The organism is Microbispora sp. CL1-1, from assembly GCF_012034195.1.
Taxonomy (GTDB): Bacteria; Actinomycetota; Actinomycetes; order Streptosporangiales; family Streptosporangiaceae; genus Microbispora.
The window spans coordinates 249,986-271,649 of record NZ_JAATEK010000005.1 but is presented as its reverse complement, the minus strand read 5'-3'; the positions used below and the strand labels follow the sequence as shown (position 1 = coordinate 271,649).

At 71.9% G+C, this 21,664-nt stretch carries 18 protein-coding genes; 11 read left to right on the top strand and 7 right to left on the bottom strand.

Translation table 11 applies throughout. The features are described from left to right. Positions 1-341 precede the first annotated feature (341 nt). The 4 genes from groES to HCK04_RS08880 all read left to right on the top strand — a co-directional run bounded on the left by groES (position 342) and on the right by HCK04_RS08880 (position 3,522). Positions 342-656, top strand: coding sequence for a co-chaperone GroES (gene groES, locus HCK04_RS08895; RefSeq protein WP_111699864.1), 315 nt, complete (start codon positions 342-344; stop codon positions 654-656). Between the two features lie 67 nt (positions 657-723). Continuing rightward, complete coding sequence (groL, locus tag HCK04_RS08890) at positions 724-2,349, top strand: chaperonin GroEL (RefSeq protein WP_142646687.1); 1,626 nt, start codon at positions 724-726, stop codon at positions 2,347-2,349. 334 nt (positions 2,350-2,683) lie between these two features. Continuing rightward, positions 2,684-3,310, top strand: a complete 627-nt coding sequence (locus tag HCK04_RS08885) for a sigma-70 family RNA polymerase sigma factor (protein ID WP_142563086.1) — start codon at positions 2,684-2,686, stop codon at positions 3,308-3,310. Then, complete coding sequence (locus tag HCK04_RS08880) at positions 3,307-3,522, top strand: hypothetical protein (protein ID WP_142646685.1); 216 nt, start codon at positions 3,307-3,309, stop codon at positions 3,520-3,522. The genes HCK04_RS08885 and HCK04_RS08880 overlap by 4 nt, the downstream gene beginning before the upstream one ends. Here the strand turns inward: HCK04_RS08880 and HCK04_RS08875 are convergent. Both HCK04_RS08875 and HCK04_RS08870 read right to left on the bottom strand, forming a co-directional pair. Continuing rightward, a complete protein-coding gene (locus HCK04_RS08875) occupies positions 3,483-3,860 on the bottom strand; it encodes a DUF5319 domain-containing protein (protein WP_030508386.1) in 378 nt (125 codons plus the stop codon). The two genes, HCK04_RS08880 and HCK04_RS08875, sit on opposite strands and share 40 nt — an antisense overlap. A gap of 94 nt (positions 3,861-3,954) precedes the next feature. Further along, entirely contained in the window at positions 3,955-4,959 is a 1,005-nt protein-coding gene (locus HCK04_RS08870) for a helix-turn-helix domain-containing protein (protein ID WP_142646684.1), read from the bottom strand. Between the two features lie 612 nt (positions 4,960-5,571). On the opposite strand from HCK04_RS08870, the gene guaB reads away from it, so the two are divergent. Together guaB and HCK04_RS08860 are read left to right on the top strand one after the other, a co-directional pair. After that, positions 5,572-7,053 (top strand): IMP dehydrogenase, encoded by a 1,482-nt coding sequence (gene guaB, locus HCK04_RS08865; RefSeq protein WP_142646683.1) that lies wholly within the window; start codon positions 5,572-5,574, stop codon positions 7,051-7,053. A 33-nt stretch (positions 7,054-7,086) separates the two neighbouring features. Continuing rightward, positions 7,087-8,205 carry a GuaB3 family IMP dehydrogenase-related protein gene (locus HCK04_RS08860; RefSeq protein ID WP_185948944.1) on the top strand — a complete coding sequence of 373 codons (1,119 nt, stop codon included), beginning with the start codon at positions 7,087-7,089 and terminating at the stop codon, positions 8,203-8,205. A 58-nt stretch (positions 8,206-8,263) separates the two neighbouring features. Here HCK04_RS08860 and nagA read toward each other — a convergent pair whose 3' ends face one another. Continuing rightward, positions 8,264-9,409: an N-acetylglucosamine-6-phosphate deacetylase gene (gene nagA / locus HCK04_RS08855; RefSeq protein WP_142646682.1), complete on the bottom strand. Its 1,146-nt coding sequence runs from the start codon at positions 9,407-9,409 to the stop codon at positions 8,264-8,266. 106 nt (positions 9,410-9,515) lie between these two features. Here nagA and HCK04_RS08850 point away from each other — a divergent pair, with 106 nt between their 5' ends. After that, positions 9,516-10,244 carry a class I SAM-dependent methyltransferase gene (locus HCK04_RS08850; RefSeq protein WP_221889888.1) on the top strand — a complete coding sequence of 243 codons (729 nt, stop codon included), beginning with the start codon at positions 9,516-9,518 and terminating at the stop codon, positions 10,242-10,244. Positions 10,245-10,364: 120 nt separating this feature from the next. Further along, positions 10,365-12,125, top strand: coding sequence for a glycerol-3-phosphate dehydrogenase/oxidase (locus HCK04_RS08845; RefSeq protein WP_142646681.1), 1,761 nt, complete (start codon positions 10,365-10,367; stop codon positions 12,123-12,125). Here HCK04_RS08845 and HCK04_RS08840 read toward each other — a convergent pair. Then, positions 12,118-14,067, bottom strand: coding sequence for a beta-propeller domain-containing protein (locus tag HCK04_RS08840; RefSeq protein ID WP_142646680.1), 1,950 nt, complete (start codon positions 14,065-14,067; stop codon positions 12,118-12,120). The genes HCK04_RS08845 and HCK04_RS08840 overlap by 8 nt on opposite strands. 50 nt (positions 14,068-14,117) lie before the next feature. On the opposite strand from HCK04_RS08840, the gene mtnA reads away from it, so the two are divergent. Continuing rightward, complete coding sequence (gene mtnA, locus HCK04_RS08835) at positions 14,118-15,134, top strand: S-methyl-5-thioribose-1-phosphate isomerase (RefSeq protein ID WP_142646679.1); 1,017 nt, start codon at positions 14,118-14,120, stop codon at positions 15,132-15,134. 7 nt (positions 15,135-15,141) lie between these two features. Here mtnA and HCK04_RS08830 read toward each other — a convergent pair whose 3' ends face one another. Next, entirely contained in the window at positions 15,142-15,702 is a 561-nt protein-coding gene (locus tag HCK04_RS08830; protein ID WP_142646678.1) for an XRE family transcriptional regulator, read from the bottom strand. 6 nt (positions 15,703-15,708) lie between these two features. After that, complete coding sequence (locus HCK04_RS08825) at positions 15,709-16,227, bottom strand: YbaK/EbsC family protein (protein WP_240971185.1); 519 nt, start codon at positions 16,225-16,227, stop codon at positions 15,709-15,711. 112 nt (positions 16,228-16,339) lie between these two features. Between HCK04_RS08825 and HCK04_RS08820 the strand changes: the two genes are divergently transcribed. Together HCK04_RS08820 and HCK04_RS08815 are read left to right on the top strand one after the other, a co-directional pair. After that, positions 16,340-17,896, top strand: a complete 1,557-nt coding sequence (locus HCK04_RS08820; protein WP_142646677.1) for a succinic semialdehyde dehydrogenase — start codon at positions 16,340-16,342, stop codon at positions 17,894-17,896. 16 nt (positions 17,897-17,912) lie between these two features. Beyond that, on the top strand, positions 17,913-19,595 hold the full coding sequence (locus tag HCK04_RS08815; protein ID WP_142646676.1) for a GMC family oxidoreductase: 1,683 nt from the start codon (positions 17,913-17,915) through the stop codon (positions 19,593-19,595). Between the two features lie 10 nt (positions 19,596-19,605). Here HCK04_RS08815 and HCK04_RS08810 read toward each other — a convergent pair whose 3' ends face one another. Continuing rightward, a complete protein-coding gene (locus HCK04_RS08810) occupies positions 19,606-21,633 on the bottom strand; it encodes an AAA family ATPase (protein WP_142646675.1) in 2,028 nt (675 codons plus the stop codon). Between the last annotated feature and the right edge of the window lie 31 nt (positions 21,634-21,664).

The following is a 21,664-nucleotide window of genomic DNA, read 5'->3' as shown; positions in this document are numbered from 1 at the left end:
GCGACCTGTCCGCGCAACGTGGCCCCGCCGCCTGTGCCGGCAACCCGGCCCGCCGTCGCGCCTCCCGCGGCCTGTCCCTGCTGAGAGGCGCCGGTCCGCCGGAAGCGGGCGGCGGTGACGCCGGCGCGGCGGACGGGGCATAACCTCGGGAGCGTCGCCGCCGGATGCGTCTGACCTGCGATGCCGGTTCGTGTTGACTGTCACGCGCCACTTGCATACTGTTTCGTGTTGGCACTCTGCCATTGAGAGTGCCAACAGCGACGAGACAGGTCTGACACCCGCGACGGCAGGCCGCTGGTCGCCTCTTCAGCTCATTCATCGCAATCTGAAGGGGAGGTCCGATCGTGACGACCGCCACCAAGGTTCCCGTTAAGCCGCTTGGCGACCGCATCGTGGTCCAGCCGCTTGAGGCCGAGCAGACCACCGCCTCCGGCCTGGTCATCCCGGACACCGCCAAGGAGAAGCCGCAGGAGGGCCGTGTCCTCGCTGTGGGCCCGGGCAACTGGGACGAGGACGGCGAGAAGCGCATCCCGCTCGACGTCAAGGAGGGCGACGTCGTCCTCTACAGCAAGTACGGCGGCACCGAGGTCAAGTACGGCGGCGAGGAGTACCTGGTGCTCTCGGCCCGCGACGTGCTCGCCATCATCGAGAAGTAGGCCGCGCCGGCTTGTGGAGCCCCGGGACCTTGCGCCCGGGGCTCCGCGCGCTCACAAGGAGACCTGAATGCCGAAGATCCTGGAGTTCGAAGAGGACGCGCGGCGCGCTCTCGAGCGTGGTGTGAACGCTCTCGCCGACGCCGTCAAGGTGACGCTCGGCCCCCGCGGCCGCAATGTCGTCATCGACAAGAAGTTCGGTGCGCCGACGATCACGAACGACGGTGTGACCATCGCTCGCGAGGTCGAGCTGGACAAGCCGTACGAGAACCTGGGCGCCCAGCTCGCCAAGGAAGTCGCCACCAAGACCAACGACATCGCGGGCGACGGCACCACCACCGCGACCGTCCTGGCCCAGGCCATGGTCCGCGAGGGCCTGCGCAACGTGGCCGCCGGCGCGCAGCCGCTCGGGCTCAAGCGCGGCATCGACAAGGCCGCCCAGGCGGTCAGCGAGCGCCTGCTCAGCAGCGCCCGCCACGTCGAGGACAAGAAGGAGATCGCCAACGTCGCGACGATCTCCGCGCAGGACGCGAAGATCGGCGGCCTGATCGCCGAGGCGTTCGACAAGGTGGGCAAGGACGGTGTCATCACCGTCGAGGAGTCCAACGCGATGGGCCTGGAGCTGGAGTTCACCGAGGGCCTCCAGTTCGACAAGGGCTACCTGTCGCACTACATGGTGACCGACTCCGAGCGCATGGAGGCGGTCCTCGAGGACCCGTACATCCTCATCACCCAGGGCAAGATCTCCTCCATCGCGGACTTCCTGCCGCTGCTGGAGAAGGTCGCCCAGACCAAGCGCCAGCTGCTGGTCATCGCCGAGGACGTCGAGGGCGAGGCCCTGGCCGTCCTGGTGACCAACAAGATCCGCGGCACCTTCACGTCCGTCGCCGTCAAGGCCCCGGGCTTCGGCGACCGCCGCAAGGCCATGCTGCAGGACATCGCGATCCTCACCGGCGGCCAGGTCGTCAGCGAGGAGGTCGGCCTCAAGCTGGAGCACGTCGGCCTCGAGGTGCTCGGCACGGCCCGCCGCGTCGTGGTCAACAAGGACACCACGACGATCGTGGACGGCGCCGGCGACGCCCAGGCGATCGAGGACCGCATCCGCGAGATCAAGGTCGCGATCGAGCAGTCCGACTCCGACTGGGACCGCGAGAAGCTCCAGGAGCGTCTCGCGAAGCTGGCCGGCGGCGTGTGCGTGCTGCGCGTCGGCGCCGCCACCGAGGTGGAGCTGAAGGAGAAGAAGCACCGCCTCGAGGACGCGATCTCCGCGACCCGCGCCGCGATCGAGGAGGGCATCGTCTCCGGCGGTGGCTCCGCGCTCGTGCACGTGTCCAAGGAGCTCGACGACCTGGGCCTGACCGGCGACGAGGCCACCGGTGTCTCGATCGTCCGCAAGGCGCTGATCGAGCCCGCCCGCTGGATCGCCGAGAACGCGGGCCTGGAGGGTTACGTCGTCACCACCAAGATCGCCGAGTTGAACGCGGGTGAGGGCCTCAACGCCGCCACCGGCGAGTACGGCGACCTGGTGGGCCAGGGCGTCATCGACCCCGTCAAGGTGACCCGTTCGGCCGTGCAGAACGCCGCGTCCATCGCCGGCATGCTGCTCACGACCGAGGCCCTCGTCGTGGACAAGCCCGAGGAGGAGGCTCCGGCCGCCAACGGCGGCCACGGCCACGGCCACGGTCACGGCCACTGATCCCGCGCCTTCCGCGCCTCGCGCCCCGCGCCCGCCCGCAAGGGCGGACCGCGGGGCGCGCTGCTTTTCCGCCCCGTGCCCGCCCCGTGCCCGCCCCCTGCCCGCCGTGTCGCGGGACGGGCCGCCGGGGACGAAGCCGCCTCGCGGGCAATGCGAACGACGCACGCTTCTTTTTCCCTGTCAAGTCGTCCGGCGTATATCCCGCGTTTTGGGCTTTCTGGTTGGAATGTTCCAACGGACGAGTGATCACATGATTACGGCGTGTTATCGACGCGTCAATGTGACCAATCCGTAGCCATTAACCATGACGACATGAACGATCGCGGCGGGCATCATGCCTAACGTGACCGAGGGATGCGTCGCCGACGCCGTAACTGGGGTAAGGCTTGCGACGAGATCGGATGAGCCCGACCTCAGGGAACTGACCAGCCTTGCCGTACAGGGAGATCGCACCGCGATCGAATCACTGCTGGGACATTTACGCCCGATGGTGGTTCGCTACTGCAGAGCCCGACTGGGCAGGGTGTCCGGTCAATACCACATCGCCGACGACGTGGCCCAGGAGGTGTGCATCGCGGTGCTGTCGGCACTGCCGCGCTACCGCGACATGGGCCGCCCGTTCGCCTCGTTCGTCTTCGGCATCGCCTCCCACAAGGTGGCCGACGCGCTGCGCAGCTCGGTGCGCTCGGCCGTGCCGACGCAGGACCTGCCGGACGGGCCCGACGAGGGACCGGGACCGGAGGAGACGGTCGTGCGCTACATCGAGGCGCAGCACGCCCGCGATCTGCTCGCCCGGCTCCCGGACACGCAGCGCGAGCTCCTCATCCTGCGGGTGGTGTCGGGCCTGTCGGCCGAAGAGACGGGTAATGTACTCGGCATGTCACCAGGTGCCGTCCGGGTCGCGCAGCATCGTGCGCTCGCCAGGCTCCGGCAACTGGCCGAGCTGGAGTCGATTGCGTGACCACGAAACGTCGTCGTACGGCTCGCCACCTCGGGTCGTACGGCGATGCCGATGTGGAGGGCGAAGTACTGAGGACCGATGCCCTCCTCGACGCGCTGGCCCGCCGTGAGCTGGTGGGCGGCGCGGACGCCGCCATCCGCTTGCTCGGCGCGCTCGTCGTCGACGTGGACAGTCAGCGGCTCTCCTCCGTGTCGATCACACCGTCCACATAGCCCCGGGCGTACTCCCAGCTGACGTAGTCGGCCGGGTCGGGCTGGTAGGCCGGCTCGTGGACCTGCGGCCGGCCGTTGTCGATCATCTGGCGCAGGTTGCCGCGCAGCAGGTCCCAGTCGAAGTAGTGCTGTTCCCCGCACTCCGGGCAGTCGAGGACGAGACCGAGCACGCCCTGGGGTTCGAGCAGGGAACGGAAGACCTCCACGTCGGCGAGGTCGGTCAGCGCCTCGTCGCGTTCGGCGAGCGTCAGCGGCTCCACGTCATCGGGCGCTCCAAGCTCCGCCGCGGGGTCGTTGGGGTCATCCGCGAACGGGTCGCGGGGGACGTCTTCCAGCACGCATCCCACCTTATGACCACGGCCCCCTCCACGAGCGAAAGAGCGCCCCATCTGCTGGTCGGGCCGTGATCCGGCCGTGATCCTGGAGGTGGTCTCACAGCCAGCCGCGGCGGGCCGCCTCCACTCCGGCGTGGAAACGGGACTGGGCCCCCAGCTCCGACATCGCCTCGGCGAACCTGGCCCGCACCGTGCGTACGGAGACGCCGAGGTGGCGGGCGATGGCGTCGTCGGACAGGCCGCGCGCGGCCAGCCGCAGCACCTGCTGGGCGTTGTTGCGCGGGAAGATCGGCGCGGCCCGGGCCCACAGCTCCTCGAACAGCGCCCGCAGCGCCCCCACCGCCACCGGGGCGTGGACCAGGTAGCAGTTGTAGGAGTGCTCGGGCAGCGGGACGCCCCACTCGGCGGGCAGCCCGGCGGTGCCCTCGCCGAGCGCGAAGAACCAGCTCGGCACCGTGTCGAGGGCGCGCAGCCCCGCGCCCGCCGCCGAGAACCGCGCGCACACCTGCCGCATGGCGGGCTCGGACACGGCGTCGAGCGCGACGACCATCCGCGGGCGCAGGATGCCGTCCGCGGCGGCCTGGATCCACTGGCCGACGAATCCGTCGGCGAACCTGGCCATGGTGCGGCGGTCGGGCACGGCCATGACCAGCTCGGCGGGGGGCGCCTGCAAAGCGAGGCCGATCACGCTCTCCCAGAGCTCGTCGGCGCCGCTCAGCGGCTCGACCGAGAACCGCCCGCTGTGCCAGTCGTGGCCCGCGTCGTAGTGATGGGTCAGGCGGCCGGCCGCCGCGAGCACCTCGTCGATCTGGCGGGTCTCCCGGGCCATGCGGTCGAGCCGTTCGGCCACCAGCCGTCCGATCGTCGCGACCGGATGCCGGGCGAGGAACTCCTCGCGCCGCCGGTTGACCGCGCCGAGCCGTACGAGCCCGTCCAGGGCGTCGAGAACGTCCTCTGCGGGCCGGTCGACGGCCTCGGCCAGCTCGGTCAGCGTGGCGCGGTGCAGCCGCAGCATGGCCGTGTAGAGGGCCGCCTGGTCGGGGGAGAGCCCGAGGCTCTCGAACGGGTCGGCCTGGGAGGCGGGGTTGCGCGTCGTACTCATGCTCGCTCCGTCGGTGGTCACACTGGTCGCGCGGCGCCCGTGGCACCGCACTGGTCGCGCCGCACTGATGGTGCCGTGCCGGTCGCGGCGTGCCGATCGCGTCGTACGCGTTGATCCACACGCTGATTGGCCGGGCGAAAACGTTTTCCGGCCTCCGGTGCGCCGACTTCCGCCGCACCCCCTCGCTCTTGGATCGCGAGAATAGCTCGGATATCGCACGCTGTCCGCACTGTTCCCACATTTGGCACGGCCGACGGTGGCGGCTTTTGTATGGACGTGAGGGTTCGCATTTGTTTCCGGCACAGTTCCGGGAGACGGGAAATGCATCTTTGTGCAGTTGCACGTTACGCCCTTGCGCATAGACGCTGCGTGACGCATTCTTGACCCAGCGTTAGCCGGGAACGCCGCGTCTGCCGGGCGCGGAGGGGGGCTCGACGGGCGTGGCGGGCACGACGCGGGGAAGTGGGGGGACCGGAAGCCGGTCCCCCCACTTTTTGTGCCCTCCCTCTTGACAGGTCGGCCGGAAGCGGTTTGGGGCGCCCACTAGACTGACCTCGGGTCTGGCGAGGGACCTACGCGCGAGGGACCCACAGCGCAGGAGGGGTGCAGCAGATGGCCAAGTTCACCGAACCGGGACTCACGTTCGACGACGTGCTCCTCGTTCCCGCCTATTCGGACCTGCAGCCGGGGGACGCGGACACGACGACCCGGCTGTCCCGCACCATCACGCTGCGCATCCCGCTGGTGTCGGCCGCGATGGACACGGTCACCGAGGCGCGTATGGCGGTCGCCATGGCGCGGCAGGGCGGCATCGGCATCCTGCACCGCAACCTCTCGATCGAGGAGCAGGCGCAGCAGGTCGACCTGGTCAAGCGGTCGGAGGCGGGGATGGTGACCAACCCCGTCACCTGCTCTCCCGAGGACACCCTCGCCGACGTCGAGCGGCTGTGCGCGACCTACCGGATCTCCGGGGTCCCGGTGACCGACGCGGACGGCGTGCTCGTGGGCATCGTCACCAACCGCGACATGCGCTTCGAGAGCGACCAGAGCCGGGCCGTACGCGATGTCATGACCCCGATGCCGCTGGTGACGGCGCCGGTCGGGGTGGACCGCGACGAGGCGTTCCGGCTGCTGCGGCAGAACAAGGTCGAGAAGCTCCCCCTCGTGGACGAGGCCGGCCGCCTCCAGGGCCTCATCACGGTCAAGGACTTCACCAAGAGCGAGCAGTATCCGATCGCGACCAAGGACGCCGACGGCCGCCTGATGGTCGGCGCGGCGGTCGGCGTCGCCGGCGACGCCGAGGAGCGCGCCATGACGCTGATCGAGGCGGGCGCGGACGTCATCGTCGTCGACACCGCGCACGGGCACTCGCGCGGCGTGGCCGACATGGTCGCCAAGATCAAGGCCAACGGCCGGGTGGACGTCATCGGCGGCAACGTCGCCACCCGCGCGGGCGCGCAGGCGCTGGTCGACGCGGGCGCCGACGCGGTCAAGGTGGGCGTCGGGCCGGGCTCGATCTGCACCACCCGGGTCGTCGCGGGCGTGGGCGCCCCGCAGCTCACCGCCATCTACGAGGCCGCGCTGGCGTGCGGCCCGGCCGGCGTGCCGGTCATCGGCGACGGCGGCCTGCAATACTCGGGCGACATCGCCAAGGCGCTGGCCGCCGGGGCCGACACGGTCATGCTCGGCTCGCTGCTGGCCGGCTGCGAGGAGTCGCCCGGCGAGCTGATCTTCATCAACGGCAAGCAGTTCAAGTCCTACCGGGGCATGGGGTCGCTCGGCGCGGTGCGCAACCGCGAGCGCGGCGGCGCGTCGTTCAGCAAGGACAGGTACGCGCAGGCCGACGTGTCCGGGGAGGACAAGTACATCCCCGAGGGCATCGAGGGGCAGGTGCCCTACCGCGGCCCGGTCGCGGCGGTGGCCCACCAGCTCGTCGGCGGCCTGCGGCAGGGCATGTGGTACACCGGCTCCCGGACGATCGAGGAGCTGCACGAGAAGGCGCAGCTCATGCCGATCACGGCGGCCGGGCTCAAGGAGAGCCACCCGCATGACATCCAGATGACGGTCGAGGCTCCGAACTACCACGGTCGATAACTCGTACCGGAAGAAACGGAAAGAACAGGCGATATGACACAGGTGGAGATCGGGCGCGGCAAGAGCGGGCGGCGTGCCTACGCGCTGGACGAGATCGGCATCGTGCCCTCCCGGCGCACCCGTGACCCGGAGGAGGTGTCGATCTCCTGGCAGATCGACGCCTACCGGTTCGACTCTCCGCTCGTGGCGAGCCCGATGGACAGCGTCGTGTCGCCGCAGACCGCCATCGAGATCGGGCGCCTGGGCGGCCTCGGCGTGCTCGACCTCGAAGGGCTGTGGACCCGCTACGAGGACCCGGCGCCGCTCCTCGAGGAGGTCGCCGCCCTCGACCAGGAGGCCGCGACCCGGCGGCTGCAGGAGATCTACACCGCGCCGATCAAGGACGAGCTGATCGGCCGGCGCATCGAGGAGATCCGCGCGGCCGGTGTCACGACCGCCGTACGGCTGTCGCCGCAGCGCACCGTGCAGCACCACAAGGCCGTGATCGACGCGGGCGTGGACATCTTCGTGATCCGCGGCACGACGGTCTCCGCCGAGCACGTGTCGGGCCGGGCCGAGCCGCTCAACCTCAAGCAGTTCATCTACGAGCTCGACGTCCCGGTGATCGTGGGCGGCTGCGCGACCTACACGGCGGCGCTGCACCTCATGCGCACCGGCGCGGCGGGCGTGCTGGTCGGCTTCGGCGGCGGCGCCTCGCACACCACCCGCAACGTGCTGGGCGTGGTCGTGCCGATGGCCACCGCGATCTCCGACGTGGCCGCGGCCCGCCGCGACTACATGGACGAGTCGGGCGGCCGGTATGTCCACGTCATCGCCGACGGCGGCATGGGCGGCTCCGGCGACATCGCCAAGGCGATCGCCTGCGGCGCCGACGCCGTGATGGTGGGCTCGCCGCTCGCGCGGGCCTCCGAGGCCCCCGGCCGCGGGTTCCACTGGGGCTCCGAGGCCCACCACCCCGAGCTGCCGCGCGGCAAGCGGGTGGAGTTCGGCACGATCGGCACGCTGCGGGAGATCCTGCACGGCCCGTCGTCGCTGGCCGACGGCTCGATGAACCTGCTCGGCGCGCTGCGCCGCACGATGGCCACCGCCGGCTACTCCGACCTCAAGGAGTTCCAGCGCGTCGAGGTCGTCGTCGCCCCGCCGCAGCGCTGAACCATGACCTGGAGAGGGCCGGGCCCGGCGGGCCCGGCCTTCGGCTTCTCCCGGCCGGTCAGGGGTGGCGGATCCAGGCGCCGCGCTTCATCACGCCGCCGACGCCCAGGTCGTCGTCGAGCACCACGAGGTCGGCGTACTTGCCGACCGTGATCGAGCCGATCTCGCCGTCCAGCCCGAGGACGCGGGCGGGGGTGAGCGAGGCCATCAGCGCGGTGTCGACGAGCGAGCGCCCGACCTCCCGCACGGTGCGGCGGAAGGCCACGTCCATCGTGAGCGTGCTGCCGGCGATCGGGCCGCCTCCGGGAGCGTCGGAGGCGATCCTGGCCACCCCGTCCACGACGTCGACGGTCATCGGGCCGAGCGGGTAGCGCCCGTCGCCCATGCCGGTCGCCGCCATCGCGTCGGTGACCAGGGCCGTACGGTCCGCACCCGCGGCGTGCATGGCCAGGCGCAGCATCGCCGGATGTACGTGGACGCCGTCGTTGATCAGCTCGACGGTCACCCGCTCGTCCTGGAGCAGGGCGGCGATCGGCCCGGGCGCGCGGTGGCCGAGCGGCGGCAGCGCGTTGTAGAGGTGGGTGGCCACGGTGGCCCCGGCGTCGATCCCCTCGATCGTCTGCTCGTACGTCGCGTCGCTGTGGCCCAGCGCGGCGACGACGCCCTCGGCGGCGGCCTCCCTGATCACGTCGAGCGCGTTCGGCAGCTCGGGCGCGATCGTCAGCATCCGCACGTGGCCCCGCCCGGCCTTCACCAGCGCCCGGAACTCCGCCACGTCGGGCTCGCGCAGCAGCGTGGGCTCGTGCGCGCCGCAGCGCGATCTGGCGATGTAGGGCCCCTCGAAGTGGATGCCGGCGAGCAGGCCCTCCTCGCACAGGTCGGCGAGCGTCGCGGCGGTCCGCGCGAGCGTGTCGGGCGCGGCGGTGACGAGGCTCGCCATGAGGGTGGTCGAGCCGCGGCCGAGGTGGAAGGCCGCGACCGCGGCGGCGGTCTCCGGGTCGCCGTCCGGGAAGCTGCCGCCTGCACCGCCGTGGCTGTGGATGTCGACGAAGCCGGGGACGACGGTGCGCCCGCCCAGGCCGAGCCCGTCGCGCGGGGCCTGCCCGCGCCCGATGTGGGTGATCCTGCCGTCCTCGATGGTGAGCCAGCCGTCGTGGACGCCGTCGGGAGTGACGATGCGGGCATCGGAGAGAGTCACGCTCATGCCGCCATCCTCCCGCGTCCGGCCCGTGCACGCGGCTCCGGGTCCGGCGGCTCCCGCCGCGCACGGGCCCTGTACACGACGGGTGCGTCGGCGGTAAGAACCAACGGTGATCGATTCGCGTACGAACTATGGTGTGGACGCGCCCGGCGTGCTGGCCGGACTGATCCTCGGTGGCGTCGCCGAGCTGGCCTTCGCCGCCGTGCTCTTCGGGATCGGCTGGCCGATCCCGGCCGTCGTGCTCCTCGTGGGCGGGATCATGCTGGTGGCGGGGGGCGCGGTGTTCGCGCACACCACTCTTCGCGGCAAGTTCGCGGTCTGGGACGCCGAGCTCGACCGGCTCGGCCTGAAGGGGGACGAGCGGGTCCTCGACCTCGGATGCGGCCGCGGCCTGGTGCTGCTCAAGGCCGCGGCGCGGCTGTCGTCGGGCAAGGCCACCGGCATCGACCTGTGGTCGACGAAAGACCAGTCGGGCAACAGCCAGGACGCCACCTGGGCCAACGCGCGGGCGGAGGGGGTCGCCGACCGGGTCGACCTGGTCACCGGGGACATGCGCGACCTCCCGTTCGACGACGGCGCGTTCGACCTCGTCGTCTCCAGCCTCGCGATCCACAACATCCCCCAGGAGGAGGGCCGCGCGGAGGCGGTGCGCGAGGCGTTCCGCGTGCTCAGGCCCGGCGGCCTGCTGCGGATCGCCGACTTCCGCAACGCCCGGCAGTACGCCGAGGTGCTCACGGAGTGCGGCGCCGCCGACGTCGAGGTCTACGACCTCGGCTGGCGCTTCTGGTACGGCGGGCCGCACGCCCGTACGTCGATGGTCGCCTGCCGGCGTCCCTGAGACGTGTTCACCGACTATTAAGCAGATCCTTGGGAAAGGCGACGGAAAAGATGGATTCGCGGGCGACTACTCACGGGTAGATTTACCCGGACGAGGCGAAAGCGGTACAGAAGGAGCCATATGACGGCGAGGATGGGGACGGCGAGGCTCGGTCCGGCAGAACGTACCGCCGCCCTGGCGCGGATGCAGGCGCAGGAACTCGACGTGGTCGTGATCGGCGGCGGCGTGGTCGGCGCCGGCGTCGCGCTCGACGCCGCGACCCGCGGGCTCTCGGTGGGCCTGGTCGAGGCGCGCGATTTCGCCTCCGGCACGTCGTCCCGGTCGTCCAAGCTCATCCACGGTGGCCTGCGCTATCTGGAGCAGCTCAACTTCGACCTCGTCAGGGAGGCCCTGCGGGAACGGTCGCTGCTGCTCAAGCGGATCGCGCCGCACCTGGTCAGGCCGGTGCCGTTCCTGTATCCGCTCACGCACACGGGCTGGGAGCGGCCGTACATCGGGGCGGGCCTCGTGCTCTACGACACGCTCGGGCTGTCCCCCGGCCTCACCCGGGGCGTGCCGGGACACCGCCATCTGACCCGTCGCCAGGCGCTGCGGGTCGTCCCCTCGCTGCGCAGGTCGGCCTTCACCGGCGCCGTGCAGTATTGGGACGCCCAGGTCGACGACGCCCGCTTCGTGATGACCACGCTGCGTACCGCCGCCACGTACGGCGCGCACGTCGCCTCGCGGGTGCAGGCGATCGGCTTCCTGCGGGAGGGGGAGCGGGTCACCGGGGTGCGCGTGTGCGACCTGGAGAACGGCGCGGAGTTCGACGTGCGGGCCCGCCAGGTCGTCAACGCGACCGGCGTGTGGACCGACGACATCCAGCAGCTCGTCGGCGGGCGCGGGCAGATCCACGTGCGGGCGTCCAAGGGCATCCACCTCGTGGTGCCGCGCGACCGCATCCACTCGCTCAGCGGGCTCATCATGCGCACCGAGAAGTCGGTGCTGTTCGTCATCCCGTGGGGCAGGCACTGGATCATCGGGACGACCGACACCCGCTGGAACCTCGACAAGGCCCACCCCGCCGCCTCGCGGGCGGACATCGACTATCTGCTCGACCGGGTCAACTCGGTGCTCTCGGTGCCCCTGACCAGGGACGACGTCGAGGGCGTGTACGCCGGGCTGCGCCCGCTGCTGGCCGGGGAGTCCGAGGAGACCTCCAAGCTCTCGCGCGAGCACGTCGTCACCCACCCCGTGCCGGGCCTGGTCATGGTGGCCGGCGGCAAGTTCACGACATATCGGGTCATGGCCGCCGACGCCGTCGACGCGGTCGCGCACGGCCTCGACCAGCGCGTGCCGAAGTCCTGCACCGACCAGGTGCCGCTCGCCGGCGCGGAGGGCTACCAGGCCCTGTGGAACTCCCGCCACCGCATGGCGCGCGCCTCCGGGCTGCACGTGGCCAGGATCGAGCACCTGCTGGAGAGGTACGGCTCGCTGATCGACGAGGTGCTGGCGCTCATCGAGGCCGATCCCTCGCTCGGGCGTCCCCTCGACGGCGCGGACGACTACCTGCGCGCGGAGATCGTGTACGCGGCGACGCATGAGGGCGCCCGGCACCTCAACGACGCGCTGACGCGGCGCACCCGCATCTCGATCGAGACCTTCCACCGGGGGACCGCGGTCGCCCAGGAGGCCGCCGAGCTCATGGCGGGTCCGCTCGGCTGGGACGCCGACCACGTCAAGCGCGAGGTCGAGTACTACACGAAGCGGGTCGAGGCGGAGCGGGCCTCCCAGGAGCAGGACACCGACCAGGAGGCGGACGCGATCCGCCTCGGCGCGCCGGAGATCGTCCCCGTCGCGCCCCCGCGCGACCTCGCGGAGGCGCCGGGCAACGTCAGCTGAAGGGGATCCACGCGCGGTCGGCCAGCGTGGCGGCGTCGCTGACCTTGAGGCCGGCGTCGGACACGGTCCACAGGTCGTCGCCGATGACCAGGGAACGGCGGATGCCCGGGTCGGCGGGGGCGAAGCCGCCCGTGGAGCGGGACCGCGGGTGGCTCACGACGCCCAGCGTGGTGATCTCCCGGTCGCCGACGCGCAGCGCGAGCGCCGCGCTGCCCGAGATCCCGCCGCCGGACCAGTTCTGGAGCGGGAGCACGGCCAGCCCGGTGGCGGGCCAGAAGAGGAAGGCGTGCGGGTCCCACTCGGCCTCCGAGCCGGACTTCTTCTGGTGGAACCGCGACAGCACTGTGGGCGCGGCCGGGTCGGAGACGTCGAACAGCGAGATCTGCGTGCCGAGTGCGCGGCCCTCCGCGCTCGCCTCCTGGCCGACGCCGATGAGCCGTCCCTCGCCCGCCGGGTGGAGATAGGCGGAAAAGCCGGTGATCTTCAGCTCGCCGGTGACCTTCGGCGCGGCCGGGTCGCGCAGGTCGAGCGTGTAGAGGGGATCGGTCTGGCGGAACGTCACCACGTAGCCGAGGCCGTCCATGAACCGCACCGAGTAGATCCGCTCGCCCCTGCCGAGGCCGGTGACCGAGCCGGTCTGCGTGAGCGTGCCGGCGTCGAGCACGTGCACGCCGCTCTCGCTCGTGGCCGCGCCGGACACCTCGGCGCCGCTGGTCGTCGCCACCCGCAGGTGACCGTCGTACTCCGACAGGGAGTATTGGTTGAGCAGCCGTCCCGGCACCGATCCCGACGCGACGTAGCGCGGGGTGCCGGGGGCCGAGACGTCGAAGCGGTGCACCTCCGTGCGCTCGGGCGGCACGTTCGGCGTGGGCGCGGCGGCCGACGACCCGGGCGCCGGCAGCACGTCGATCGGGCGGGCGTCCCACCAGCGGGGATTGCTGGTGACGTAGAGGCTGCTCGCCGTGCCATAGACGGTGTCGCCGTCGGCCGCGACCGCGATCGGCGTGAGCGCGCCGAACGGCGTGGCGGCGGCCAGGTCGATCGTGTGGATGGTCAGCATCGAAGTGCCGGTGAACTCGTCGGGGTGGCTGACCCGGTCGCAGCCGACCCGCTCGGTGCGGTGCACGCCGCCCGACTCGACGTCGTACGACGGCAGCCAGGCGTCGCCGGGAGCGGACAGCACGGCCTTGCGGTTGCCGTCGAGCAGGTCCTTCTCAGACGCGTCGGGCTTCGCGGGCGGGAAGGCGATCTCCGGCTGGGACCGGACGACGAGCCGCACCACGGAGCCGGTCTGCCGGGCGTCGACGTGCTGCCCCTGCACGGTCATCGCGCCGAGGACGCGCGGCTCGCCGGACAGGTCGACGAGCACGTATCTCGGGCCACCGGGGCCGACCCGGGCCCGGTCCGACGCCCCGAACGGGATGATCCCGCCGCCCTCGAACAGCACGAGCGCACGGTCGCCGTGGACGAGCAGGTCGGCCTGGGCCCACAACTGGTCATCGGCGACGAGCCGCAGCGTCCCGGTGACCTTCCGGGTCGTCGCGTCCACGACGCGCAGCACACCCTGGTTGACCGTGATCACCCGGTCGCCGTCGGTCTTGACCAGGTCGGGCTCGTCCACACCCGCCTCGTGCGTGTTCGTGGTCGAGTGCGGCTGCTGCCCGTACTGCTGCTCGGGTATCGCTCGCTTCGCCGTGGCGACGTCGTCGGCCGCGTAGAGCATGTTCCCCGCGAAGCCCCATGAGGTGACGTTCCGTGCGGCCGCCTGCCGCAGCCCCTCCGTCATCTCGTCGCAGCCGGCGTACGCGACAAGCCGTACGCGTCCGGTGAGGTCCGCCGGAGCAGGAGGGAGATCCTGGGTCGTACGGCCCCCCGCGCAGCCCGTGGCTCCCATGCCCAGCAGCACGGCGAGGGCGACCGCCGTACGAATCGATGTCCTCATGCCCCCACGACGGATCGCCGCCGGGGGTGGTTCACGGGCAGGATGGTGGCATGTCGGAGAAAGACCCGTATGCCGAAAACCCGGTCATCGCCTGGCGGGAGGGCGGCATCGTCGCCATCGACCAGACGCTGCTGCCGGACGAGGTGCGGCTGCTGAGGATCGACACGGTCGACGACCTCGTGGACGCCGTCGTCCGCCTGGCCGTGCGCGGCGCCCCGACGCTCGGCGCCGCCGGGGCGCTGGGTGTGGCCCTGGCGGCCCACCAGGCGCGGCGGTCGGGATGGAGCGCCTCCCGGCTGAAGGCGGAGATCGGACGCATCAGGGACGCCCGCCCCACGGCGGTGAACCTCCGGGTCGGCGTGGAGGAGGTGGTCCCCGCCCTCGCGGACGGGCCCGAGGCGGCCGAGCGGGCCGCCGTCGCCGTGGTGGACCGCATCGCGGCGGCGAACCGGCGGATCGGCGAACGCGGCGCCGACTTCCTGGTGGAGGCGTGCGGACGTAGGCCCCTGCGCATCCACACGCACTGCAACACCGGCGCCCTGGCCTGCGTGGAGTGGGGCACCGGGCTCGGCGTCATCCGCTCGCTGCACGAGAGGGGCCTGCTCGACCAGGTCATCGTCGACGAGACCCGGCCGCTGCTGCAGGGATCACGCCTCACCTGCTGGGAGCTCGACCTGGTGGGCATCGACTATCGGGTCGTCTGCGACGGCGCAGGGCCGTTCGCGCTGCAGCAGGGGCTGGCCGACGCGGTGGTCGTCGGCGCCGACCGGGTGGTCGCGAACGGCGACGTCGCCAACAAGATCGGCACCTACGGCCTGGCCCTCGCGGCGGACCGGGCCGGCGTCCCGTTCGTCGTCGCCGCGCCCGAGTCGACCATCGACCCGGCGACGGAGACCGGCGCGTCCATCGTGGTGGAGCACCGCGCAGAGGAGGAGGTGACCCATTTCCGGGGGATTCGCGTCACCCCCGCCGGGGCCCGGGCGCTGAACTACGCCTTCGACGTCACTCCGGCCGACCTCGTCAGCGCGGTGGTGACGGAGGACCGCGTCTGGACGCCCCGCTCATGACCGGACTCTAGGGCGCCGCCGGATAGGTCATCACGACGACGGCGTCCACCTCGTCCTCGACGGCCTCGTAGAAGTGCGCCACGTCCGCGGCGAACGTCACGAAGTCGCCGCTGTGCAGGACCACGGGACGCTCGACCGGGCCCAGCCGTACGGCGCCGCGGAGCACGAGGATCCGCTCGATCGTGCCCTGGCTGTGCGGCGGGCTGTCGATCCGCCGTCCGATGCCGGTGAGGCGGAGCCGCCAGATCTCGCCGAGCCCACCGGCCCCCATCCGGTCGAGCAGCTCCTGCTTGCTGTCCTCCGGCCGGGGAGTGCCCCGGAGCAGCACCGGCGTCCGCGGCGCCGGGTCGGCCAGCAGGTCGCCCAGGGGCAGGCGGAGCGCGACGGCGATGGCCGAGATGGTCTCGACGGTTGGGTTGCCCCTCCCGGCCTCGATCCCCGACAGGGTCGCCCTGCTCACTCCCGACAACCGTGCCAGCTCGGCCACGGACAACCCCCGGAACTCCCGCAACCGGCGGACCTGGGCGCCGATGGCGGCCCCTACGCCGTTCGCGGCCTGTCCGTCCATCTCCGGTCAGCTCGCCGGTGCCGCGATCGGCGCCAGCCGCGGCGAGCAGATGGCCAGGTAGTCCTTCGTACGCAACGCGATGGACCGGTCGAGCCGTGCCGCGTTGAAGAAGATCTCCTCCTTGTCCTGGATCGAGGGGTCCACGATGAGCTCCAGGTCCGGGTGGAACGAGAAGGGAAGGATCGTGCCCGCCACGCTCCCCGCGAGGCGCTCGGCGATGTCGGTGGAGGCGAACGCGGCGTACGTGCCGCCCAGCAGCGCCTTGAGGCCGTTCAGGTCGACGCGCGTGTCGCCCGGCACGACGGCGAGGACGTGCTTGGTGACCTTCTTGCCGAGCTTCACCATGACGACGATGCACTTCGCGGCGTCGGAGACGGCGTTTCCGCGCATGGCGCTGACGATCTCGGTCCTTCCCTCCGGCGCGTGGTCGATCAGCCGGTAGGACGCCCCGTGCCGATCGAGAAGCTCGATGAGCTTGTCGTAAGTCTCTTCGGATGCCATGAACACCTCTCGGTCATCGCTCATGGTGTCAATCTACTGTACACATGTGTCGGTAAACTGACATGCCGTCGCGTCAGCGGTGACCGTCCATTACTTACCGGTAGCCACGGCTCAAGCTCCGGAATATTCTTCCGGCATGGGTGCCACGAATCGGACGCTCGACGCGGCCATGGTCGACCGGGTCCTCACGCACGTCTCCTCCGAGGGCAAGACACGGGAGATCGTCGCGCCGTTCACCGGCGAGGTGCTGGCCGAGGTCCCGATCTCCACTCCCGAGGACGTCCGCGCCGCGTACGCCAGGGCGAGGGCGGCGCAGGAGACCTGGGCGGCGCTGCCGGTGCGGGAGCGGATCGCGCCCTTCCTGCGGCTCCACGACGCGCTGCTCGACCGCCGTCAGGAGCTGCTCGACATCGTGCAGTGGGAGACCGGCAAGGCGCGGCGCCACGCGTACGAGGAAGTGGCCGACGTGGCGGGCTGCACGCTCTACTACGCGCGGCGGGCCCCCGGCCTGCTGGAGCCGCAGCGCAGGCAGGGCATCTTCCCGATCGCCACCCGCGCGGCCGAGCTGCGCCACCCCAAGGGCGTCGTCGCGGTGATCAGCCCGTGGAACTACCCGCTGGCCCTCGGCGTCACCGACGTGGTCCCCGCCCTGATCGCGGGCAACGCGGTCGTGCACAAGCCCGACGCCCAGACCCCGCTGTCCACGCTGTGGACGATCGACCTGCTGGCCGAGCTGGGCATGCCGCGCGACGTCTGGCAGGTCGTGCTCGGCGATCCCGAGGACGTCGGCGACCCGCTGATCGACGGCGCCGACTACGTCGCGTTCACCGGCTCGACGCGCGGCGGGCGCAGGATCGCCGAGGAGGCGGCCAAGCGGCTCATCGGCTGCTCGCTTGAGCTCGGCGGCAAGAACCCGATGATCGTGCTCGACGACGCCGATCTCGACGTGGCGGCCCAGGGCGCGATCCGGGCCTGCTTCACCAACGCGGGCCAGCTGTGCATCTCGATCGAACGCCTCTACGTGCACGAGGCGGTCGCCGACGCCTTCCGCGACCGGTTCGTCCGGGCGGTGAAGAACATGAAGATCGGTCCCGGCCTCGACTGGGACGTGCAGATGGGCTCGCTCACCTCGCAGCGGCAGCTCGACGGGGTGACGGCGCACGTCGAGGACGCCGTCGCCAAGGGCGCCACCGTGCTGACCGGCGGCAGGCCGCGCCCCGACCTCGGCCCGTTCTTCTACGAGCCGACCATCCTCGACGGCGTGAGCGAGGACATGGCCGTCTGCAGGGACGAGACGTTCGGGCCGGTCGTGTCGCTCTACCGCTTCAGGGACGAGGACGAGGCGGTCCACGCGGCCAACGACACCGCGTACGGGCTGAACGCCTCGATCTGGACCAGGGACGTCGCGCGGGGCCGCCGCCTCGCCGCCCGGATCAAGGCCGGCACCGTCAACATCAACGAGGGGTACGGCTCGGCGTACGCCTCCTACGACGCGCCGATGGGCGGGATGAAGTCGTCCGGGCTGGGCCGCCGGCACGGCACCGAGGGCCTGCTGAAATACACGGAGGTCCAGACGGTGGCCAGCCAGGCCACGTGGCTGGGCTTCGAGCCGATCCTCGGCATGACCTACGACAAGTACGCCGACACGCTCGCGGGGCTGCTCAAGACGATGAAGCGCCTGCACCTCAAGTGAGAAGGAAGGCGGGGCGTTGGACTACGACGTCGCGGTGATCGGGTCGGGGTTCGGCGGGAGCGTCGCCGCGCTGCGGCTCACCGAGAAGGGCTACGCGGTCGGCGTCCTCGAAGCCGGCCGCCGGTTCGACGAGAAGACCCTGCCGAAGACCTCATGGCGGGCCAGGGACTTCCTGTTCGCGCCCGCGCTCGGGCTGAAGGGCATCCAGCGCATCCACGTCCTGCGCGGCTCCAACGGCGTCATGGTGCTGGCCGGCGCGGGGGTGGGCGGCGGCTCGCTCGTCTACGCCAACACTCTTTACGAGCCGCTCGACCCGTTCTTCCGCGATCCCCAGTGGGCGCACATCACCGACTGGAAGGCCGAGCTCGCGCCCTACTACGACCAGGCCAGGCGGATGCTGGGCGTGGTGGGCAACCCGACGGTGACCGCGGCCGACGAGGTGATGAAGAAGGTCGCCGAGCGGATGGGCGTCGGCCACACCTTCCGTCTCGCCCCCGTCGGGGTGTTCTTCGGCGAGCCGGGCGTGGAGGTCGACGACCCCTACTTCGGCGGCCTCGGGCCGCGCCGCCGCGGCTGCACCGAGTGCGGCGAGTGCATGACCGGCTGCCGCCACGGCGCGAAGAACATGCTGATCAAGAACTACCTCTACCTCGCGGAGAGGGCCGGGGCGAAGGTCCACCCGGAGACCACCGTCACCGGCGTACGGCCCGTCGAGGGCGGCTACGAGATCACGGTGAGGCGCACGGGCCCCTTCGGCCCGGCCCGCACGCTGACCGCGGGCCAGGTCGTCTTCGCCGCGGGCACGTACGGCACGCAGCTCCTGCTCCACCGGCTCAGGGCGACCACGCTGCCCCGGATCTCGCCCCGGCTCGGCGCGCTGACCCGGACGAACTCCGAGGCCCTGCTCGGTTTCGAGCGCCTCACCGCCAAGGGCGTCAAACTCAACCGGGGCGTGGCGATCACCTCCTCGATCCACCCGGACGCCGAGACGCACATCGAGCCGGTCCGCTATGGCGACGGCTCCAACGCCATGGGACTGCTGCGCACGCTGCTCGTCGATGGGGGCGGGCGGGCGCCGCGCTGGCTGAAGTTCCTCGGCGCGGCCCTGCGGCGGCCCCACCTGCTGCCCCGGCTGTTCAACCACCGCAGGTGGTCGGAGCGCGCGGTCATCGCCCTTGTCATGCAGGCCAAGGACAACTCGATCACGCTCTCGCTCAAGGGCGGGAAGCTCCGGACCGGCCCGGGCCACGGCGAGCCGAACCCCACCTGGATCCCCGCCGGGCACGAGGCCGTCCGCATGGCGGCCGAGGAGATCGGCGGCCTGCCCGGCGGCTCCTGGCTCGATCTGTTCGACATCCCGGCGACCGCGCACTTCCTCGGCGGCTGCGCGATCGGCGACTCGCCGGAGACCGGGGTGATCGACCCCTACCACCGCGTCTACGGCTACGAGGGCCTGCACATCGTGGACGGCTCGGCCGTGTCGGCCAACCTCGGGGTGAACCCCTCGCTCACGATCACCGCCCAGGCCGAGCGCGCGATGGCGCTGTGGCCCAACAAGGGCGAGCCGGACCCGCGCCCCGCCCTCGGCTCGCCGTACGTGCGGCTCCGGCCGGTCGCGCCCGTGCGGCCGGTCGTCCCCGCGTCGGCGCCGGGCGCGCTGCGCCTGCCGATCGTGGAGATCACCCACGGGGACGCGTGAGGCGCGTCGGTTAGGCCGGTGACCCAGCGTCTTCGGCGAGGGTCTCCCCGGCGAGCGGGATGGGCAGCGGACGGGCGTGCACCACGTCGAGGCGGGACACCGCCCGGGTGAGCGCCACGTAGAGCCGGGCCGGCCCGCGCTGCTCGGCCGCGACGATCTCGGCGGGCTCGGCCAGCACGACGTGGTCATACTCCAGGCCCTTGCACAGGGTGGCGGGCACCACGGAGACGCGTACGGACGGGTCGGGTGTGAGCCCCTCGGCGACGGTCAGGCCCGCGCCCGTGAGCGCGGCGCGCAGCCGGGCGGCCGAGGCGTCGGCGGCGATGACGCCGATCGAGCCCTCGTGGCCGAGCGCCTCGGACACCGCCGTCACGACCGCGGTGTCGTCCCCGGGCAGCACGCGCAGCCGTCCGTCCCGCCGGAAGGACCGGGAGGGCGGCACGTCCACCGCGAGCTGCGCCAGCAGGCGGTTGGCGAGCTCCACGACGGCGGCCGGCGTGCGGAAGCCGACGGTGAGCGACATGATCGCGGCATCAGGCTTGCCCAGATGCGCCATCTGCACGCCCCAGTCGCGGGCGGCCCACGGGGTCGTGCCCTGCGCCAGGTCGCCGAGCACGGTGAGCGAGCCGTGCACGCTGCGCCGGGCGACGGCCCGGCACTGCATCGGCGAAAGGTCCTGCGCCTCGTCGACGATCACGTGGCCATATCCCCGCGGCCGCTCGATCAGGCCGGCGAGCTCGTCGAGCAGGACCAGGTCGGCGGCCGTCCAGGCGGCGCTCCGATAGGTGCGCGGCGGTCGCGCCCAGGTGATCGCCGCCTGCTCGGCCGTCGTGAGCACGCCGTCGGCGGCCTCCGTGCAGTCGCCGAGCACCTCGCACAGCACCTCCTCGGGGCGTACGGCCGGCCAGAAGCCGTCCACAGCGGCCGTGACGGCCCGGGTGGTGCGGCGCGTCCACGCCGTGTCGATCATCCGGCCGCGGGCCTCCGCCCGGGTCCGCACGAGTGACGCCACACGGGCGATGACGCGCTCGCGGCCCACGCCGTACGGCATCGCCTCGCGCCGGGTCTCCTCGACCACGTAGCGCAGTTCGTCCCGGGAGACCCGCCAGCGGGCGGAGCCGTCGGCCACGGCGAGCGGCTCCGAGGGCACGCCTATGTGGCGGTGGAGCGCCCTGCGCAGCACCTCGGCCATGCGCGCGTCGTGTTTGACCACGGCGGCCTCCGCGCTGTCGGTGGCCTTGACCGGGACCCGGGCGAGGAGCGCGTCGAGCGTGGTCTGCTCGACGTCGACCTCGCCCAGGGCCGGCAGCACCGCAGAGATGTAGCCGAGGAAGGCCCGGTTGGGGCCGAGCACGAGCACACCGCCGCGCGCCGTCCGCTTGCGGTGGGCGTAGAGCAGGTAGGCCGCGCGGTGCAGGCCGACGGCGGTCTTACCGGTGCCCGGCCCGCCCTGGACGCACAGGGACTCCTCCAGGTCGGCGCGGACCAGGTCGTCCTGCTCCGGCTGGATGGTGGCGACGATGTCGCGCATCGGCCCGACCCGGGGGCGTTCGATCTCGGCCGTCAGGATCCGGCTCGCGCCGCCGGGGTCGTGCCCGCGCCGGCGATCGAGGTGTTCGTCCTCGAAGCCGGTCAGCTCGCCCCCGGCCCAGCCGAAGCGCCGCCGTACGGCCACGCCCCGGGGATCCCGGGCCGACGCCTGGTAGAACGTCCGCGAGACCGGCGCCCGCCAGTCGATCACCAGAGGCCGGCCGCCATCGGTGGCGGAGACGTGGCGGCGGCCGATGTAGTAGCGCTGCCCGGCGTGCTCGCCCACGTCAGGGCCGAAGTCGAGGCGCCCGAAGAACGGCGGCCCTCCGTCGTCCTCACCGAGATCCTTCGCCAGGCTCTTCAGGTGGCGGCCCAGCCGCTCGGCGCTGTAGCGGTCGCCCGCCACGGTCTCCCCGATGACCACGTTGTGCCGGGCACCGTCCAGCATCCGGCGCAGGCCCTCCCTGCAGCGTTCGACGTACGCCTGCTCCTCCTTCAGCGAGGTCATCCGCCGTCTCCTTCCCCCGGTCGCCGTACGG

Coding starts and splice junctions, on each gene's coding strand:
- HCK04_RS08810 (WP_142646675.1), bottom strand. CDS start 21,633: ATGACCTCGCTGAAGGAGGAGCAGGCGTACGTCGAACGCTGCAGGGAG.
- HCK04_RS08825 (WP_240971185.1), bottom strand. CDS start 16,227: ATGAGCGATGACCGAGAGGTGTTCATGGCATCCGAAGAGACTTACGAC.
- HCK04_RS08860 (WP_185948944.1), top strand. CDS start 7,087: ATGACACAGGTGGAGATCGGGCGCGGCAAGAGCGGGCGGCGTGCCTAC.
- HCK04_RS08820 (WP_142646677.1), top strand. CDS start 16,340: ATGGGTGCCACGAATCGGACGCTCGACGCGGCCATGGTCGACCGGGTC.
- guaB (WP_142646683.1), top strand. CDS start 5,572: ATGGCCAAGTTCACCGAACCGGGACTCACGTTCGACGACGTGCTCCTC.
- mtnA (WP_142646679.1), top strand. CDS start 14,118: ATGTCGGAGAAAGACCCGTATGCCGAAAACCCGGTCATCGCCTGGCGG.
- HCK04_RS08845 (WP_142646681.1), top strand. CDS start 10,365: ATGACGGCGAGGATGGGGACGGCGAGGCTCGGTCCGGCAGAACGTACC.
- nagA (WP_142646682.1), bottom strand. CDS start 9,409: ATGAGCGTGACTCTCTCCGATGCCCGCATCGTCACTCCCGACGGCGTC.
- HCK04_RS08830 (WP_142646678.1), bottom strand. CDS start 15,702: ATGGACGGACAGGCCGCGAACGGCGTAGGGGCCGCCATCGGCGCCCAG.
- HCK04_RS08870 (WP_142646684.1), bottom strand. CDS start 4,959: ATGAGTACGACGCGCAACCCCGCCTCCCAGGCCGACCCGTTCGAGAGC.
- HCK04_RS08885 (WP_142563086.1), top strand. CDS start 2,684: ATGCCTAACGTGACCGAGGGATGCGTCGCCGACGCCGTAACTGGGGTA.
- groL (WP_142646687.1), top strand. CDS start 724: ATGCCGAAGATCCTGGAGTTCGAAGAGGACGCGCGGCGCGCTCTCGAG.
- HCK04_RS08840 (WP_142646680.1), bottom strand. CDS start 14,067: ATGAGGACATCGATTCGTACGGCGGTCGCCCTCGCCGTGCTGCTGGGC.